Source organism: Streptosporangium sp. NPDC051022, assembly GCF_040683035.1.
GTDB lineage: Bacteria > Actinomycetota > Actinomycetes > Streptosporangiales > Streptosporangiaceae > Streptosporangium.
Map to the genome: position 1 here is coordinate 25,696 of NZ_JBFBCF010000036.1, position 15,237 is coordinate 40,932.

A 15,237-nucleotide genomic window follows, 5' to 3' on the forward strand; every position below is an offset into this window, starting at 1 on the left:
GCGGGGTTCACACAGAGGCCGTCCCATCCGCTACGACGAGGTTCTGTACAAAGAGCGCAATATGGCCGAGCGCTGCATCAACCGGATCTTCGGGCGCTCGATAACGGTACTTGCTCCCGATACCTTTGGTATGGTGCTGCCCTTCTTATACTCGGCGTGGTGCATCTTTTTGCTCTCCTTATTGCTGCCGCCCACCTCGTCACTCTCATTCTGGTACGAAGGGAACACCTTAGAAAATGCTTTATCGTCACGGTCTCCGTGGGTCTGCTGCTTGCTCCGCTGGCTCTACTTGCGTCCACTCAAGCTTCCTCAATAAGTTATTTGTAGCCCCCCGGATGCGGCGAACTCTTCTATCTTGCTGCTACTTTTAGCGGATCGAAGATGCTCTTGATTCCAATGGGCCTGGCTGTGATAGGAGGAATTCTCTTCACGATCTCCAGGGGGCCCGTGGATGTGCGCGTACTAGTCTTGCCTTGGCTGATATTGCTTGCCGCAGTACTCATATTGATCTCGCAGTTTCATGCGTATTATCAGAATCGGTACGTGATAGTCAGCCTACCTGCGGTCGGACTTTAGCTGCTGCTGGCATCGTTCGGCTCAAGCGTGGAACGTGGTTGATAGCAGTTATCGTAATCATTGTCATGCTGATTACTGTGCAGACCCGCCTACGCAATCCGGAGAACTGGCCTGATCAATTACGGGAAGCCACGGATGTCATCCAGCGAGAGAGCCGATCCTCAGACGCTGTCGTGTGGCTGCCCACCAACCGCCGAGCACTTGCAGTAGTATACCCACATGGCTTTGGCGGGCTGCGTGATATCACTTTGGCTATCTCGCCAATCAAGGCCGAAAATTTCGGTGGGGTGGAAGTAAGCCCCAGTAGTATTTCCATAGGGCTCAATGACCCAGCGGTAACACGTGTCTGGCTTGTCGATGGCGAGATCCCTTGGCGCGGCCCCTCCCTGGATTCGCTGAACCTCTCCAAAATAAATAGCTTAGAGCGGAAATTCCGTCGTATCGGCTTCTGGTGGTTTAATAGTCTGTCTCTCACACTCTATGAAAAGTGATTGGATCTCGTCGTTCGCTCAATGCATTGAATCCACAGCACAAGCTGCAAACCCTACGATCTGCCGCGACCGGTGTTCTCCATCGGAGATCACCTTGGCAGCAGTCAGGTTCCGAATCCGGAAATGCTCATCAGTGGTTCCCGCTGGAGGCGAAAGGACTGCATTAATCACCTCGATCTGTGCTCCCAGTTCGTCGATCATCACCTCCAGATAGTTGAGTCCAGGTGCAAATCTTACTCTTGGCTAGCTCGGCTAGTACCGCGCCGCGGTGTTCCCCCGTCGATCAAATCTTCTATTACAGGCCGAGCAGATTTAGCGGAGATGTTCCAGGCGTGATATCGGTCGGATACGAGCCTGTGGAAGAGTTGGTGGCAGGTTCACTTCCATAGAGGCTCCCTGAGCCAGGTGGGCAGTCCGTCACGAGCGATGTCGCTGCTGTTGCAGGGTGGGTCACTCCCGTCCAAGGGTAGCGAGTGACTGTTTACATCATTCTCGCGGCATGTAAACTGGTTTGCCCGTTTGGAACGGTGTTGCGTTTGTGAGATATCGTCGGATACCCTGCCATTGATTGTTAGAATCGCTGGATGCTGACTATTCGGGAAGTGGAGCAGCAGGTCAGGCGACGTATGGATTGGCTCGATGCCCTCCGTGGTATCGCCGCTGTGGTGGTGGTCTTTGAGCATGCCTTCAAGTTCCTGTTACCTGAGGCGCGATCGCCGGTCAAGGCGGTTTTTGAGCCCGGCTGGTACGGGGTAACGATGTTCTTCTTAGTCAGCGGCTACATCGTGCCGGCATCGCTGGAGCGGCGAGGTAGTGTGCGGGCTTTTTGGATTTCTCGTTTCCTCCGGTTGTATCCACTGTTCGGAGTGTGCGTGGCGGGTGTGGCGCTGCTGATAGCAGTCGGCTGGGACGGCCTGCATATCTGGTGGGGCTCGCGGCCGATCTCCATGGCGCTGGCTCATCTAATGATGATGCAGAACTTGCTGTATGTGCCGAACCTGGTCAACGTGCTGTGGACGCTCTCATACGAGATGGCCTTCTATCTGTTGGTGACTGCGCTGTTCAGTCTCGGCATGCACCATAGGAGCACTGCGAGCGCGCTCAGCTTCACTGTGGTGGCCGTGCTGGGCGTAGGCACGCTACCGGTTGCGCTGCTTTCTTCCGGTGGATCAGGACGGATGCTGACGGTGGTGCTGGTGGTGGCCACGCTGGTAGCGGTGGGCCTGACGGCGGTGCTTGGGGGGTCAGGTGTGATACGGCAAGCGGGCGCGATCGTCATCGGGATCACTGTGCTGGGACTGCTAGCGGTCAACCAAAGTTATCCCGGCCCTGGACAGGGGTTGCTGATCCTAGCCACCATGTTCGCCGGCACGGCGCTGTATCGGGCCGAGCGGGGTGAGATCCCTTGGAGACAAGCGGTATGGGTGGCACTGGTGCCGCTGGCCGGGATCTGGTTGGCGCGCGGTGAGTTCGGTTTTCAGATAGCGATAGCCGCAGCTTGGATCACCTTTATTATCGGGATGACGCTGCGGCACCGTAAGGTACCGCAGGCCCTCACTTGGCTGGGGCTGATCAGCTACTCGATCTATCTGCTTCACCCTCTACTATTGGAAGGTGTCGAGCGGTTCTGGCCTGAGCCGCTAGCGATACCGCTTAGTTTACGGCTACTGGCGCTGGCAGGCGTGATGGGGTTGCTGTTCGGACTCAGCGCGCTGACATGGCGCTTCGTGGAGGCTCCGGCGCAACGGCTAGGCAAGCGCCTCATTTCAGAGAAGCCTTCGCGGTGAGATCATAAGGTCATTCGAAGGCAAGTCGACTCGTACCGCAGGGTCGCTAAGGAATTGCCGATGAATAACCCGTATTGTTCGTGCTCGTATCGAGATGCGATGTCCGGGTATGGGCGTCGTGGTGGAGACACAGGAGGTGCTGGCGGCGAAGTTCGGCGAGATCTTTCCGCATCTGGATGAGCGGCAGCGGCGGTTGCTGATGGGCGCCGAGGCTCGCGCCTTGGGGCACGGCGGGATCCGGGCGGTGGCCCGGGCCGGGGGGCGGGAGGCCACGGTGTCGCAGGGCGTGGTCGAGCTGGCAGCCGGGCAGGCGCCGCTGGGTCGGGTGCGGCATCCCGGCGGCGGTCGCAAGTGGCTGACCGAGATCGATCAGGGGTTGCGTCCGGCGCTGGTGGAGCCGTCCGAACGAGGGGACCTGGTCTCGCCGCTGCGGTGGACAACCAAGTCCACCCGCAAACTGGCCGCCGAACTCACCGGGCAGGGCCGTCGCGTCAGCGCCGACACTGTCGCCGCCCTGCTGCGTGCCGAGGGGTTCAGCCTGCAGGCCAGCGCCAAGACCCTGGAGGGTGCCCAGCACCCCGACCGCGATGCCCAGTTCCGCTATCTCAACGAGCAGGTCCGCGCGTATCGCGCCGCCGGACAGCCGGTGATCAGCGTCGACGCTAAGAAGGAACTGGTGGGGCGTTTCGCAACGGTGGTCGGGAATGGCGACCGGCCGGAGAGCCGGTGCCGGTGAGCGTGTATGACTTCGCCGAGCAGGCCCTGGGCAAGGCGATTCCGTACGGGATCTACGACATCACCGCCGACGCCGGGTGGGTGAGCGTGGGCACCGGTCACGACACCGCCGTGTTCGCGGTGGCCTCGATCCGCCGCTGGTGGCACGGACAGGGCCGGCATGTCTATTCGCGGGCCGACCGGCTGTTGATCACCGCTGACGCGGGGGGCTCCAACGGGTATCGCACCCGGGCATGGAAGAGCGAGCTGGTGGCGTTGGCCGCCGAGATCGGGCTACCGATCACGGTGTGTCACCTGCCGCGGGCACCTCCAAGTGGAACAAGATCGAGCATCGGCTGTTCGCGCACATCACCATGAACTGGCGGGGACGTCCGCTGACCAGCCATCAGGTCGTGATCAACACCATCGCCGCCACCACCACGGTCGGCGGGCTGCGGGTGCACGCCGAACTCGACCCCGGCCCCTACCCGTTGGGAGTGCAGGTCAGTGACGCCGATCCGACCGCCCTGCCGCTGACCCGGCACGCCTTCCACGGTGACTGGAACTACACCCTGCACCCCACCTCCGATCACACGGGCACCGTGTATTCGGCCGAAGGGTGGGACCCTCGGGTCCTGTCCGGTCCCGCCCTGACTGGAATGACCTGCCCTGGTTCGGAGCGGCTGACCGTCGAATTGCCGGCCCTGGACCAGCGGCGGGCCCGGATCCGGCCAGGCCGTCCACCCACCATGGCGTTCACCGACCGGGTCCTGATGATGGTGCTGCACAGGCGGCTGGGCTTGGAACCCGAGCCGCTGGCGTACTGTTCGGCACCAGCCGCACCAGCCGCACCATCGCCTATCGCATCGTCTGCAGCATCGGCGAACTGCTCGACCAACACGGTGCCTACATCCTGCCCGACACCACATCCCCGGCGGCGCTGAAGGCTCTGCATGCCCAGGTCGCGGCGCACGGCGACAAGGCCGCCAACATCAAGACAACGAGTTAATTATCGGCAAGTCCTTAGCTCGGACTTGCCCACCCCACCCATGCCGTACACCACCTGGCGCACCACTACCGGCGCCCCCTCGCCGGTCAGCAGCGTCCGCAGCCGCTCCACTCCTGGTCGCGGCCGACAAACTGCTGGGCCTGCGGCGCTTCCAGATGGCGCACCGGTTCGTGTGGCGATACCTGGACCTGCCGGGTGGGCAGCAGGCTGCCCGGCTCCAGACGGGGTGCGTAGATCGGCGATTGGTCTCCGGTGGTGATTTGGCCGGTGTTGTCCCGCTCGGCTGCTACTGCTCCCTTTCCCGATGCGGTGACCGTGGTGGTGATAGTGCGGCCGGTGGCGGTATCGGCCTGCTCCATCAGGGCCCGTACCTGAGCGGCCAGGTCCGGATCGGTTGTCAGGAGTTTGCCGATCTGCACCCGCAACACCGCCTGCAGATCCACATTGTCCGGATCGGTGGTCAGTTCCGCCACCGCCTCGGACACCTGCTCTCCTTCGGAGGTCACGCCGAAAATGCGTTGCAGTAGTGTGCGTCCCTAGCCGACCGTGGCATCGGCGGCCTCCTCATTGGCCCTGGCCAGCACCGCACCCCCGTAGGCGCCGACCGCTGCCGTGACATACGGCGACACCGCATGGGCCAGGCTCGCCGGATCCCCGCTCATGCTTTCCAGCCTCCTCAGACGCCATGACGACTCCCCGGCGGCATGCCCGTGGCATCCCTCACCATGAACGACTCTAATCACCAAACCCCAGCTAACACCGGCAAAGCGTCAACTTCGATCTACCCTGCGTCATCCGGTGGCAAGGGCCGACGAAGTCGGTCCGCGGCAGTTGAACGCCCTGACAAGCTAAGGGCCGTGCCGAAGTGGGTGATCGTCACGGCCGCCACCACGATGACACAGGCGAAGAGCTTTCTCGTCTTGCCGGGCCTGTCGCCTGGAGTCTGTAATGAAACTTCTCGCCGATTGACGCGTGACCGCGTCGGGCGATCATCTGTCCCTGCGGTGCTTCCGGCGGTCTTGCCGCTTGTTTTCGCGGTTTGATGGCCTGCGTTCGCTCTGTTGTGACTGCGGAACGTTGGTGTTTCTTCCGTGTTGCGCGTGCTGGAAAGTGTTGTTCTGGCCGTCTACCGTTGGTTGTTATCCCACTCGTGGTAGACGCGCCAGGCACGGTCTAACTCAGGGGGCGCTGCGGCCTTCGATTCCGGTGACGCCTATTGTGCCGCTGGTGCCGCGCAGGCCGAAGCCGTACCGGAACTGGTGCCGTTTCTGCGGGGTCGCGAGCACATCGCCGATATCGGCGGTGTCCAGAAGCTGCCATGTCCCGCCGCTTTCGGCATAGGAGACGATCCTGTTTCCGGACAGCAGCAGCGCGAAGCGATCTCCCTGGTTGAAGAACCGCATCCCACCGACGGTGTTGGTGAATTCGCCGTTTACCCGGACATCGATCCCCGACTGCTTGCGGCTGTTGTTGTACCAAGCGGTCACGTAGTTCTTCTCGTCCTTCACCCAACCTACGAAGACGCTGTCTTCCTGCTTGCCGGATTCCACGAACGTACCGATCGTCAACACGCTGAGGGCCGCGCCGGAGGGCGGCAGGCCGCTCTTCTCGGCACCCAGGCCGAAGAGGCCGAAGAAAGGTTCGGAGCCGGACCCGGTGAACCGGCCACCACCGACGACGGTCGTCGGCAACGCCTCATCGCTTTCCGGCTTGAACGGGATGTACTGCCGGGAGGTGTCGTCGGCGAACCTGTCGGCGACCTCGGTGTCCGGGAACTCCACGATGCCGGAGGATGTCGGCACCCGTATCGCGCTGCCTCGTTCTCCGAGCCACGTCGGCGCGAACAGCGCTCCGGACGTCACGACCAGTACCGCGACCACGGCCGCCATCACGAGCGCCGGTCCCCGGGGACGTCTCCCGGGCGACGCGATGCCTGTGGCCGAGGCCGACGGCGAGGTCGGCCTGGAGTCCGGCTCGTCCTGCCCTCTGACCGGCCGGAGCTTTGATCCGGTGACCGGACCGGCCGGCGCGACCGGATCGGCCGACGTGGACAGATTGGCCGGCGTGACCGTATCGGTCACCGTGGGCGGATCGACGAGGGGATGCCCGTCGGGTCGGCTGTTGGACCGCCCCACCGGACGCCGCCCCCGTCGCGGGAGACCGGCGTCGCCACCGGTGAGGTCGTGCAGCAGGCGGCCGGCCGCCGGGCGGGCCGCCGGATCCTTCGCCAGGGAGGCGGCTACCAGGGGGTGGAGTGGATCGGGTACGCCCGAGAGGTCGGGCTCGTCGGACAGGATGGCGTGCAGGATCGCCGCAAAGGTCTGTCCGGGGAAGGGCACCCGCCCGCTGGCTGCGAAGACCATCGTGCCGGCCCAGGAGAACATGTCGGAGGCCGAGGTGAGCGGCTCGTCCGTGAGCTGCTCCGGTGACATGTAGGCGGGGGTTCCGGCCAGCTGACCGGTGCTTGTCGTGTGGTCGACCACATGGGCGATGCCGAAGTCGATCACAACCGGTCCTTCCGGACCGAGGATCACGTTGCCCGGCTTGAAGTCCCGGTGCACGATCCCGGCCTGGTGGATCGAGGCCAGCGCCGTCAGCGTGGCGACCGCCAACCGCTCCAGCCCGCTGCCGGTCCGCGGCCCGTCGGTCCCGACCAGCGCGCTGAGTGAGGGTCCCGAGACGTACTCGCTGACGATGTACGGCCGCTCGCCCGCCATTCCGGTGCCGATGACCTTGGCCGTGCAGAAGGCGGCGACGCTCGCCGTGACCTCCGCCTCGCGCAGGAACCGCCGCCGGGCCGTGGGATCGGCCGTCAGCCGCGCGTGCAGCATCTTGATCGCCACCTGCGCCCCGTCGGGCGCCTCCCCGAGATATACCGTGCCCTGCCCACCTTCGCCGAGCAGCGCCGAGATCCGGTAGTCATCGATGAATTCCGGTTCGTGAGGCCCCGGCGCATGAGGAACCGTCACCGCTTCACCCCGCACAAACGAATGACCACCCTATGCCGCGCTCATTGTAGCTCTTGGCCGCACTCCATCGCCGGATATCGTCAATTTTCCCTTACCGTCCGACAGCCACAGAACCATGAGATATGTCGGGCTGCCTTTTCGTCTTGGACTTCGCTTCGTCGTTGACGAATCAGGTTCTTTTATGTATGGCATAACGGTGTCGCGGTCGGAGAGTTCCGAGCTTCATATTCGGTCTGAAAGCGGGGGCCGGACCGCCGAGGTCGAAGTGCAGGCGTACGGGTCTGAAGCGCGGGCACGCGAGAGAGACGGTGCACGCTAGTCGGGATGGGTTTCGGCCTGCTTAGAGCCGACTCGTTCCTGGATGCTCTGGAGTACGTGATGTGTCGCGCGGATGGAGCCCTCCTGCCAGCCGTTGATGTGGCTCATGTGCTCGCCCGCGAACCAGTACGGCCCGTCCGGCGGCAGGAGCACGGGATAGACGTCGCGGCGCGCGTCCGGGTCGTCACCCCACTCCGCCCACGCTCCTCCCTGGAACGGCACGTTCGACCACGCGACGGAGACGGGGCGCTGAACCAGATCGCGGTAGCCGGGGAACAGGTGTTCGCCGTCGGCGACCGCCGCGGCGGCGCGCTGTGCCGGCGTCATCGCCGAGAAGGACTTCCCGATGGCGTTCGTCCAGATGTAGGAACCGACAAGGATGCCCTTGCGTCCGTGAATATCCGAACTCGGGTACCACATCTGGGTGATGTCCCGGTTGGTCCATGAGATGCCGCCGTAAATATGGTGATCCTGCTCCCACCATCGCCGCTCCGACTGAAACGCAATCTTGACGGCGGGCACGTAGAGCTTGGCGCCCGCTCCCACGGCCCATTTCACCTTGGGTGAGAAATCGCTGTCGATGGCGCCGACGACCGGTAGGGGAACCGTCACGATCACATGATCGGCCTCCCATGCCTGCACCCGTTGGGTGGTACGGTCGCGCCAGGTGACACGGGCGCCGGACCCCAGCCGCTGGAGCTTCGTCACCTGCGCGTTGAGCGTGATGAACTGCCGGGTCCGCTGGTAGAAGGCGCGCGCGACGGCGTCCATGCCGCCCGTGGGCTCCATGATGGTCGCCTGCTGGTCGTAACGCTCGGCGAATATCACGCGCCACGGCAGCCCCGTGCCCTTGGCGATCTCGACGAGGTCGAGCGGCTCAAGGACGCGGCCCGGCGTGGGTCCTCCCGGCGGCTCCGAGTATCCGGCGCTCGACGACCCGCGATACCGGTAGTCCTCGTCGAGCCCACCGAGAATCTGGATGAAGTCGCGCACGCGGGCGAGATCCTCTTCCGAGATCTGCCGGTCCAGGTCGTGGCGGAGTGCGCGCGCCGCGAGCTCCGCGACCGCCCCCCGCGTGTCGTTGATCACACGGCGAGCGCGCTGCGGCTGTCCGCCGAACGCGTTGATGTCGTGAAAATAGGCGTTGCGGTTGTCGTTGACGAACACCTGCAGAGGGATTCCCAGGTCGCGGCAGTATCCGAGAAGTGCCGTGTGATGATGGGGTATCCGCGCGGGTCCGGCGTTGAAGTAAAGGTGCGGATCCCGGTCCCAGTTGACGCGCTGAGTCGAACCGTTCTCGATGATGGTGTCCCCGCCGCGGTAGGTCCTGATCCGGCCGCCGACCCGGTCCTGTGCCTCGAAGACCCGCACCTCGTACTGCGCGGCAGAGAGTTCGAGCGCGGCGACCATGCCGGAGATGCCGGCGCCGATCACCGCGACCTTGACGCCCCGCCCGCCGCCACGTTGGGCGAGGTCCGGCCGGCCGGCATAGGCCTCCGGCACGGGTAACAGCCCCATCGCCGTCAGCGTCCCGTACGCGGCTCCCACGCCGCCTGCGCGACCGACCAAGTTCACGAACGCCCGGCGTGTTAGTCGGTCACGGTGCATGTGCCCTCCGAAACAGGGGGTGAGCGCATCGGGTTTGGGGGAGTATCGCCTAATTGTGGAGGACGCTACACGGGAGTCCCCTTTCAAGGATCACTTTCAGGATGACCAACATTGACATTTGAATGTCGTGCTCTTGCCGTGCTTCGTGGCGGCCGTCGCGTACCATGCGCCGCGTACTTCTGAAGCTCGGCCCCCCGGCGTTCGGCGGGCTGTATTCTCGGAGCTGAACACGGCAGGCCGGTCTCGCCGTGCGGGTGCCGTCCCTACGGCAGGCGCGTGTGCCGTGATCTCGATGCCGTGTTGTCACGGATCGGAACGCTGCCCTGTCCTCCGGCGAACCCGACGTTGCGGAGCGACAGGAGCGAGCCCTTGCCACCAGCCGGCACCACCGTCCGGATCCGGGTCCGGATGAGCGCTCGTGCCATCGACGAGCCGCACCGCGTTTCGAGCCAGCTCGAGCTGCTGTTCGATCTCACCTTCGTGGTCGCGGTCGCGGCCGTCACCGCCCAGCTCGCGCACGGCATCGCCGACGGTCACGGCCTCACCGGACTGGTTCCGTTCCTGCAGGTGTTCTTCGCGATCTGGTGGGCGTGGATGAACTTCACGTGGTTCGCCTCGTCCTACGACACCGACGACGTCGCCTACCGGCTACTGACCATGCTCCAGATGGCCGGTGTGCTGGTCCTCGCCGCCGGCGTGCCCGCCGCGGCGGAGCACTCCGCCTACGGGATCGTGACGCTGGGCTACGTCATCATGAGGATCGGGCTCGTCGCCCAATGGCTGAGAGCCGCCTTCGAAGACCCGGCCGGCCGTCGCACCGCGCTGCGCTACGCCGTCGGCGTCGCCGTCGTGCAGATGGGATGGATCCTTCGCTTCCTCCTCGTGGAAACGGGTGTCCTGCCCCCGTCCTCCGGACTGCCGTTCTTCGTCTTCCTGGTCGTCGCCGAACTCGCGGTGCCACGGTGGGCGGAACGGGTCAGGGCCACCAACTGGCACCCGCACCACATCGCCGAGCGTTACGGCCTGTTCACGATCATCCTGCTCGGTGAGAGCGTCCTGGCCGCGAGCAGGGGAGTCGAAGGAGCGCTCGAAGCGGACGAGATCAGGGGGGCCTTCGTGGTCATCGCCGTCTGCGGCCTCGTCCTGCTGTTCGCCCTTTGGTGGCTCTACTTCCTCATGCAGGCGGGGGAAGGGCTCAGCGACCGCCGTCATCGGTCATACCTGTGGGGATACGGTCACTACGGCATCTTCGCGGCCCTGGCAGCACTCGGTGCCGGGCTCGAAGTGGCGGTGGAGCAGAGCGGGCACGACGTTGTGGCGTCACCGGCGGCACTCGGCTACGCCGTCGCCATCCCGGCCGGTCTGTATCTCGCCGTGCTGTGGGCGCTGCACGCGCTCGTCGCCACGGAGCCCGTCGTTCATCCCGCCGCGGTCCTGGGCTGCGTCACCGTCATCTTGTCGCTGCCACTGGCGGCGTCCCGGATCGGCGTGGCCGCCGTGGTCGCGGCGATCACGGCCACCTGCGTTCTGCTGGTCGCCGTCACGATCACGACCGCGGCCATCGGGAGCCGCGCCGGAGCGCGGGCCCTCTCCTCCTCGCCCGGCAGGCGTCGGGACCCGGGTCTGTAAGCTGGGCCGTAAGCGAGTCACGGCGCCACCCGGTGGTCGCCTGGCCTCGGCGGCCACCGCTCGGCCTCCCGCCGCCGACCTCATCATCGTCACAGATCAGTGGGTATATCCGGAGTGCGGATCCTGATCGTTGCCGACGACTTGGTCCGCGGCCTGAAAAGAATTCCGGGGCAGCCGTCACAAGCCCGGAGGCTGCCCTGTCTTAGCCGGCGACCGGATGACACATTAGTGTCCCCGGCGGACAGAAAGGGTTTGCCATGAGGATCGTCGTGGTCGGCGGGACCGGCCTGATCGGGTCGAAGCTGGTGACGAAGCTGGGTGAGCACGGTCACGAGGCGGTGGCGGCGGCGCCGAGCACCGGCGTCAACACCCTCACCGGCGAAGGACTGGCGGAGGTGATGGCGGGTACGCGGGTGGTGATCGACGTGTCGAACTCGCCGTCGTTCGAGCCCGCCGCGGTGCTGGAGTTCTTCGAGACCTCCACCCGCAATCTGCTGGCCGCGGAGGCGGCGGCCGGTGTCGGCCACCACGTCGCGCTGTCGGTGGTGGGAACGGAGCGGATGCCTGAGAACGGCTACTTCCGGGCGAAGGCAGCCCAGGAGCAGCTGATCGAGAAGTCGGGGATCCCGTTCTCGCTCGTGCACGCGACCCAGTTCTTCGAGTTCGTCCGGAGCATCGCCGACGAGGCCACGGACGGCGACACGGTGCGGCTGGCGCACGTGTTCTTCCAGCCCATCGCGGGCGACGAGGTCGCGCGAGAGGTCGGCAAGGTCGCGGTGGGCTCGCCGTTGAACGGCAGGGTCGAGATCGCCGGACCCGAACGGTTCCGGATGGACGAGTTCTTCCGCGACGTACTGGCCGGCTGGGGCGATCCGCGGCAGGTGGTCACCGACCCGCGGGCGCACTACTTCGGAAGCGTGCCGGGCGAGCGGACGCTGGTGCCGGAGGAGGGCGCCGTCCTCGGCCGGATCCGCTACCGCGACTGGCCCGGCCGTACCGCGACGGGCCAGTAGGACACCCCACCCGGACCACCCTGGATACGAGAGGTCGTTCCCATGTCCGACCGTGACCCGGTGACCACCGGACCCAAGCCGAGATCGAACGCGTGGCAGACGGCGCTGACCGTACTGCAGGAGGCCGAACCGCCCTTCATCCCGCAGGGCGCGCACGCGATGACCGTGGTGGTCGAGTTCCCGCCCGGCGACCCCGGAACGCCGCCGCACCGCCACTCCGGGCCGGCGTTCGGTTTCGTGCTGGAAGGCGAGATGCTGCTGGAGGTGGAAGGCGAGCCGGAGCGCGTCGTACGGGCCGGGGAGGCTTTCTGGGAGCCGGGCGGTGACGTCATCCACTACCAGGACGGCAACAACCGCGACGACGTCCCGCTGCGGTTCACCGTCACGATGCTGTGCGAGCCGGGCAAGCCGATGCTCACCCTGGTGGACGAGGAAGAACTCGCCCAGCGCGAGGATCGCCGCGCCCCGCGCCCGGCCTGAACGCTGTACGGCCGCTCCGCTGCTCACCCAGGCGACCGCGCTGTGCCCCTACGCCAGGATGACCCGCCCGGGCATCCCCGCCACCGTCGACCCCGCCTCCCGAGCACGCGTCTCCGCTCCCGCCGTGAAAGGCCATCACAAGCGGCATAACAGCAAAAAGTGTGAATTTGAAATATTTTCATTAGAAAGCATGAATCGCTACGCTGACCATCCATGACTCCCACACATCCCACGCGATGGCTGGCTGCGATGACACTTGTCGCCGGACTGTCCGTGGCGGCCCCGGCGTACGCCCACGAGGCGGCCCCGCCACCTTCCGGCACCGTCCTGCGCGGACTGGACCTCGACCGGGCGACCGTCCTCGACATGCAGCGCGCCATGGACCGGGGACGCTTCGACTCGGCGACGCTCACCCGGTTCTACCTCGACCGCATCCGCACGGTGGATCCGCTGCTTCACGCGGTCATCGCGACCAATCCCGCGGCGTTGCGCGAGGCGGAACAGAGCGACCAACGGCGGCGCCGCGGTGCACGCGGCCCCCTGGAGGGCATTCCGGTCCTGCTCAAGGACAACATCGACACCGCCGGGCCGCTCCACACGACCGCCGGATCGCTGGCACTGCTCGGCTCCCGCCCGGCCCGTGACGCCTTCCTGGTCCAGCGGCTGCGCGCGGCGGGCGCGGTGATCCTCGGCAAGGCGAACCTGTCGGAATGGGCCAACTTCCGTTCCACCCGCTCCTCCAGCGGATGGAGCGCGGTCGGCGGCCAGGTCAACAACCCCTACGTCCTGGACCGTAACCCCTGCGGATCGAGCAGCGGCTCGGCGGTCGCCGTCGCGGCGAGCCTGGCCGCGGTCACCATAGGCACCGAGACCGACGGCTCGATCGTCTGCCCGGCGGGGCTCAACGGCGTCGTCGGCATCAAGCCCACCATCGGCCTGGTCAGCCGCGCCGGAGTGGTCCCGATCTCCCTGGCACAGGACACCGCGGGCCCCATCACCAGGAACGTCACCGACGCGGCCGCCGTGCTCTCGGTCATCCAGGGCGTGGACCCGCGCGACCCGGCCACCGTTCCGGGAGGCGGGCGCGACTACCTCAAGGCGCTCAGGCCGGATGCGCTGGCCGGCAAACGCATCGGCGTCTGGCGCTCGGCCGCGGGGAACGAGCGGGAGGTGCTCGCCACCCTGGACGCCACCGTCGCCACGCTCAAGGCGCGGGGCGCGACCGTGGTCGACAACCTCGAACTGGAGGGGCTGGACCAGGTCGGCGAGGTGGAGTTCCCGGCCCTGATGACCGAGTTCAAGCACGACCTGAACGCCTACCTGGCCGGGACCCCCGGACGGCACCCGGGCGACCTGGCCGGGCTGATCGAGTTCAACAAGCGGAACGCCTCGACCGAGCTCCGTTACTTCGGGCAGGAGCTGTTCGAACAGTCGCAGGCGACCACCGGTGACCTGAACGACCCCGAGTACCGTGCGCTCAGGGAGAAGGCGACCTCGCTCGCCCGTAAGGCGATCGACTCCGTGGTGGCCGAGAACCGGCTTGACGCGGTGCTCGCGCCGACCAACAACGGAGCCTGGCTGACCAGCCTGACCAAGGGCGACGACTTCACCGACTTCGTCGCCACCTCCACGCCCTCGGCTGTCTCCGGTTACCCCGCGATCACGGTTCCCGGTGGGTACGCCAGGAACGTCCTGCCGCTGGGCGTCACCTTCTTCGGCGGCCGGTTCTCCGAGCCGACCCTGATCGCCCTGGGATACGCGTTCGAGCAGGCGGGCCAGGTGCGCAAGCCACCGACCTACCTGCGGACCCTGCCCTGACGGCTCCTCCCGCCGAACGGCCACGCCGCCCCGCCCACGCCGGCGGGGCGGCGCGTGGAGACCAGGGCGTGCCGGGAGTCCCCCAGGGCGGCTCGGCGGTCCAGGTACGCCGTACGCGGTACCGGCTTTGACAAGATCACGATAATGGCCGGATGGCCGAACAGTACATATCAGCCTTCGCGATCGACGCCGACGTCTTCCTCGGCATGGCCGGCTCCCACGACGACGCTCTCGTCCGGGCCGCCCTCGGCGGGATCGAGGAGTTGACGGAGGCCGGTGGGCTGCTGCGGGCCACCGAGGCGGCCGAGGTGGAACCGGCGCTGCGGGAGATCATCACCGGCCGGCTCGACCCGTCCCGTCCCGGCGGATACGTGTGGCTGCTGGAACTCCTCGGCCCCACCGCCGGGGACCCGCTCGGATCGGTGGTCCTGCCGGGACGCGGCTGGCACCGGCTGCGGAAGGCGTTTCGCGCCTGGGGCCTGACGGCCCTCGCCGATCTGTGGGGGCGGTGCTGGACGTTTCCGTGGCGCGACGCGGCGCCCGACCCGGACCCCTGGCCTTTCCCCGTGCTGGCGTCGAAGGCCGACCTCGACCGCCTCCGCGCCGAACTCGCCGGCTTCGACCTCGACCGGATCCACGCCGATCACAGGCTGCTCCCCGGCGGAGACGACGACGTCGAGGAGGTCGCGTGGCTGGTCGGGGACATGCTTCCCGCCTGGGTCGACGGCGCCCGCGGCAGGGGACGCGAACTGCTCGTCCTCCGCGACGGCGGCAGGTGACCCGAAGCGACCCCTGTCGCCGCCTTCCTCGCCGCGCACCGATCAC

The 15,237-nt window shown here is 66.1% G+C and carries 13 protein-coding genes and 1 pseudogene; 8 read left to right on the forward strand and 6 right to left on the reverse strand.

All coding sequences use genetic code 11. From position 1 onward, the window contains the following. The first annotated feature begins 641 nt into the window (after positions 1-641). The gene (locus AB0N02_RS39070) at positions 642-1,067 is read left to right on the forward strand and encodes a hypothetical protein (RefSeq protein ID WP_363957724.1); all 426 of its coding nucleotides are present in this window, start codon (positions 642-644) and stop codon (positions 1,065-1,067) included. A gap of 18 nt (positions 1,068-1,085) precedes the next feature. Here the strand turns inward: AB0N02_RS39070 and AB0N02_RS39075 are convergent, their stop codons facing one another. Next, complete coding sequence (locus AB0N02_RS39075) at positions 1,086-1,268, reverse strand: hypothetical protein (protein WP_363957727.1); 183 nt, start codon at positions 1,266-1,268, stop codon at positions 1,086-1,088. Positions 1,269-1,651: 383 nt separating this feature from the next. Between AB0N02_RS39075 and AB0N02_RS39080 the strand changes: the two genes are divergently transcribed. Both AB0N02_RS39080 and AB0N02_RS39085 read left to right on the forward strand, forming a co-directional pair. After that, entirely contained in the window at positions 1,652-2,854 is a 1,203-nt protein-coding gene (locus AB0N02_RS39080; RefSeq protein ID WP_363957730.1) for an acyltransferase, read from the forward strand. Between the two features lie 109 nt (positions 2,855-2,963). After that, positions 2,964-4,577: pseudogene (locus AB0N02_RS39085) on the forward strand (ISAzo13 family transposase). Between the two features lie 86 nt (positions 4,578-4,663). On the opposite strand, the gene AB0N02_RS39090 reads toward AB0N02_RS39085, so the two are convergent. The 4 genes from AB0N02_RS39090 to AB0N02_RS39105 form a co-directional block, all read right to left on the reverse strand. Then, positions 4,664-5,062 (reverse strand): hypothetical protein, encoded by a 399-nt coding sequence (locus AB0N02_RS39090; RefSeq protein WP_363957733.1) that lies wholly within the window; start codon positions 5,060-5,062, stop codon positions 4,664-4,666. Positions 5,063-5,113: 51 nt separating this feature from the next. After that, a complete protein-coding gene (locus tag AB0N02_RS39095; RefSeq protein ID WP_363957736.1) occupies positions 5,114-5,239 on the reverse strand; it encodes a hypothetical protein in 126 nt (41 codons plus the stop codon). A gap of 516 nt (positions 5,240-5,755) precedes the next feature. Continuing rightward, the gene (locus AB0N02_RS39100) at positions 5,756-7,546 is read right to left on the reverse strand and encodes a serine/threonine-protein kinase (protein ID WP_363957738.1); all 1,791 of its coding nucleotides are present in this window, start codon (positions 7,544-7,546) and stop codon (positions 5,756-5,758) included. A 315-nt stretch (positions 7,547-7,861) separates the two neighbouring features. After that, entirely contained in the window at positions 7,862-9,382 is a 1,521-nt protein-coding gene (locus AB0N02_RS39105) for an FAD-dependent oxidoreductase (protein WP_363957741.1), read from the reverse strand. Between the two features lie 498 nt (positions 9,383-9,880). Here AB0N02_RS39105 and AB0N02_RS39110 point away from each other — a divergent pair, with 498 nt between their 5' ends. The 4 genes from AB0N02_RS39110 (at position 9,881) to AB0N02_RS39125 (ending at position 14,412) form a co-directional block, all read left to right on the forward strand. Then, positions 9,881-11,101 (forward strand): low temperature requirement protein A, encoded by a 1,221-nt coding sequence (locus tag AB0N02_RS39110; protein ID WP_363957744.1) that lies wholly within the window; start codon positions 9,881-9,883, stop codon positions 11,099-11,101. A gap of 257 nt (positions 11,102-11,358) precedes the next feature. Next, entirely contained in the window at positions 11,359-12,114 is a 756-nt protein-coding gene (locus AB0N02_RS39115; RefSeq protein WP_363957747.1) for an SDR family oxidoreductase, read from the forward strand. A 42-nt stretch (positions 12,115-12,156) separates the two neighbouring features. Continuing rightward, on the forward strand, positions 12,157-12,594 hold the full coding sequence (locus tag AB0N02_RS39120) for a cupin domain-containing protein (protein ID WP_363957750.1): 438 nt from the start codon (positions 12,157-12,159) through the stop codon (positions 12,592-12,594). 213 nt (positions 12,595-12,807) lie between these two features. After that, entirely contained in the window at positions 12,808-14,412 is a 1,605-nt protein-coding gene (locus tag AB0N02_RS39125) for an amidase (RefSeq protein WP_363957753.1), read from the forward strand. Here the strand turns inward: AB0N02_RS39125 and AB0N02_RS39130 are convergent. Next, positions 14,391-14,546 carry a hypothetical protein gene (locus AB0N02_RS39130; RefSeq protein WP_363957756.1) on the reverse strand — a complete coding sequence of 52 codons (156 nt, stop codon included), beginning with the start codon at positions 14,544-14,546 and terminating at the stop codon, positions 14,391-14,393. The two genes, AB0N02_RS39125 and AB0N02_RS39130, sit on opposite strands and share 22 nt — an antisense overlap. Positions 14,547-14,564: 18 nt before the next feature. On the opposite strand from AB0N02_RS39130, the gene AB0N02_RS39135 reads away from it, so the two are divergent. Continuing rightward, positions 14,565-15,191, forward strand: coding sequence for a hypothetical protein (locus AB0N02_RS39135; RefSeq protein WP_363957759.1), 627 nt, complete (start codon positions 14,565-14,567; stop codon positions 15,189-15,191). Positions 15,192-15,237 lie beyond the last annotated feature (46 nt).

Excerpts from the sequence above, each read along its gene's own strand:
- AB0N02_RS39070 (WP_363957724.1), top strand. The coding sequence starts at position 642 with ATGCTGATTACTGTGCAGACCCGCCTACGCAATCCGGAGAACTGGCCT.
- AB0N02_RS39075 (WP_363957727.1), bottom strand. The coding sequence starts at position 1,268 with ATGATCGACGAACTGGGAGCACAGATCGAGGTGATTAATGCAGTCCTT.
- AB0N02_RS39080 (WP_363957730.1), top strand. The coding sequence starts at position 1,652 with ATGCTGACTATTCGGGAAGTGGAGCAGCAGGTCAGGCGACGTATGGAT.
- AB0N02_RS39095 (WP_363957736.1), bottom strand. The coding sequence starts at position 5,239 with ATGAGCGGGGATCCGGCGAGCCTGGCCCATGCGGTGTCGCCGTATGTC.
- AB0N02_RS39105 (WP_363957741.1), bottom strand. The coding sequence starts at position 9,382 with ATGGGGCTGTTACCCGTGCCGGAGGCCTATGCCGGCCGGCCGGACCTC.
- AB0N02_RS39110 (WP_363957744.1), top strand. The coding sequence starts at position 9,881 with ATGAGCGCTCGTGCCATCGACGAGCCGCACCGCGTTTCGAGCCAGCTC.
- AB0N02_RS39115 (WP_363957747.1), top strand. The coding sequence starts at position 11,359 with ATGAGGATCGTCGTGGTCGGCGGGACCGGCCTGATCGGGTCGAAGCTG.
- AB0N02_RS39120 (WP_363957750.1), top strand. The coding sequence starts at position 12,157 with ATGTCCGACCGTGACCCGGTGACCACCGGACCCAAGCCGAGATCGAAC.
- AB0N02_RS39125 (WP_363957753.1), top strand. The coding sequence starts at position 12,808 with ATGACTCCCACACATCCCACGCGATGGCTGGCTGCGATGACACTTGTC.
- AB0N02_RS39135 (WP_363957759.1), top strand. The coding sequence starts at position 14,565 with ATGGCCGAACAGTACATATCAGCCTTCGCGATCGACGCCGACGTCTTC.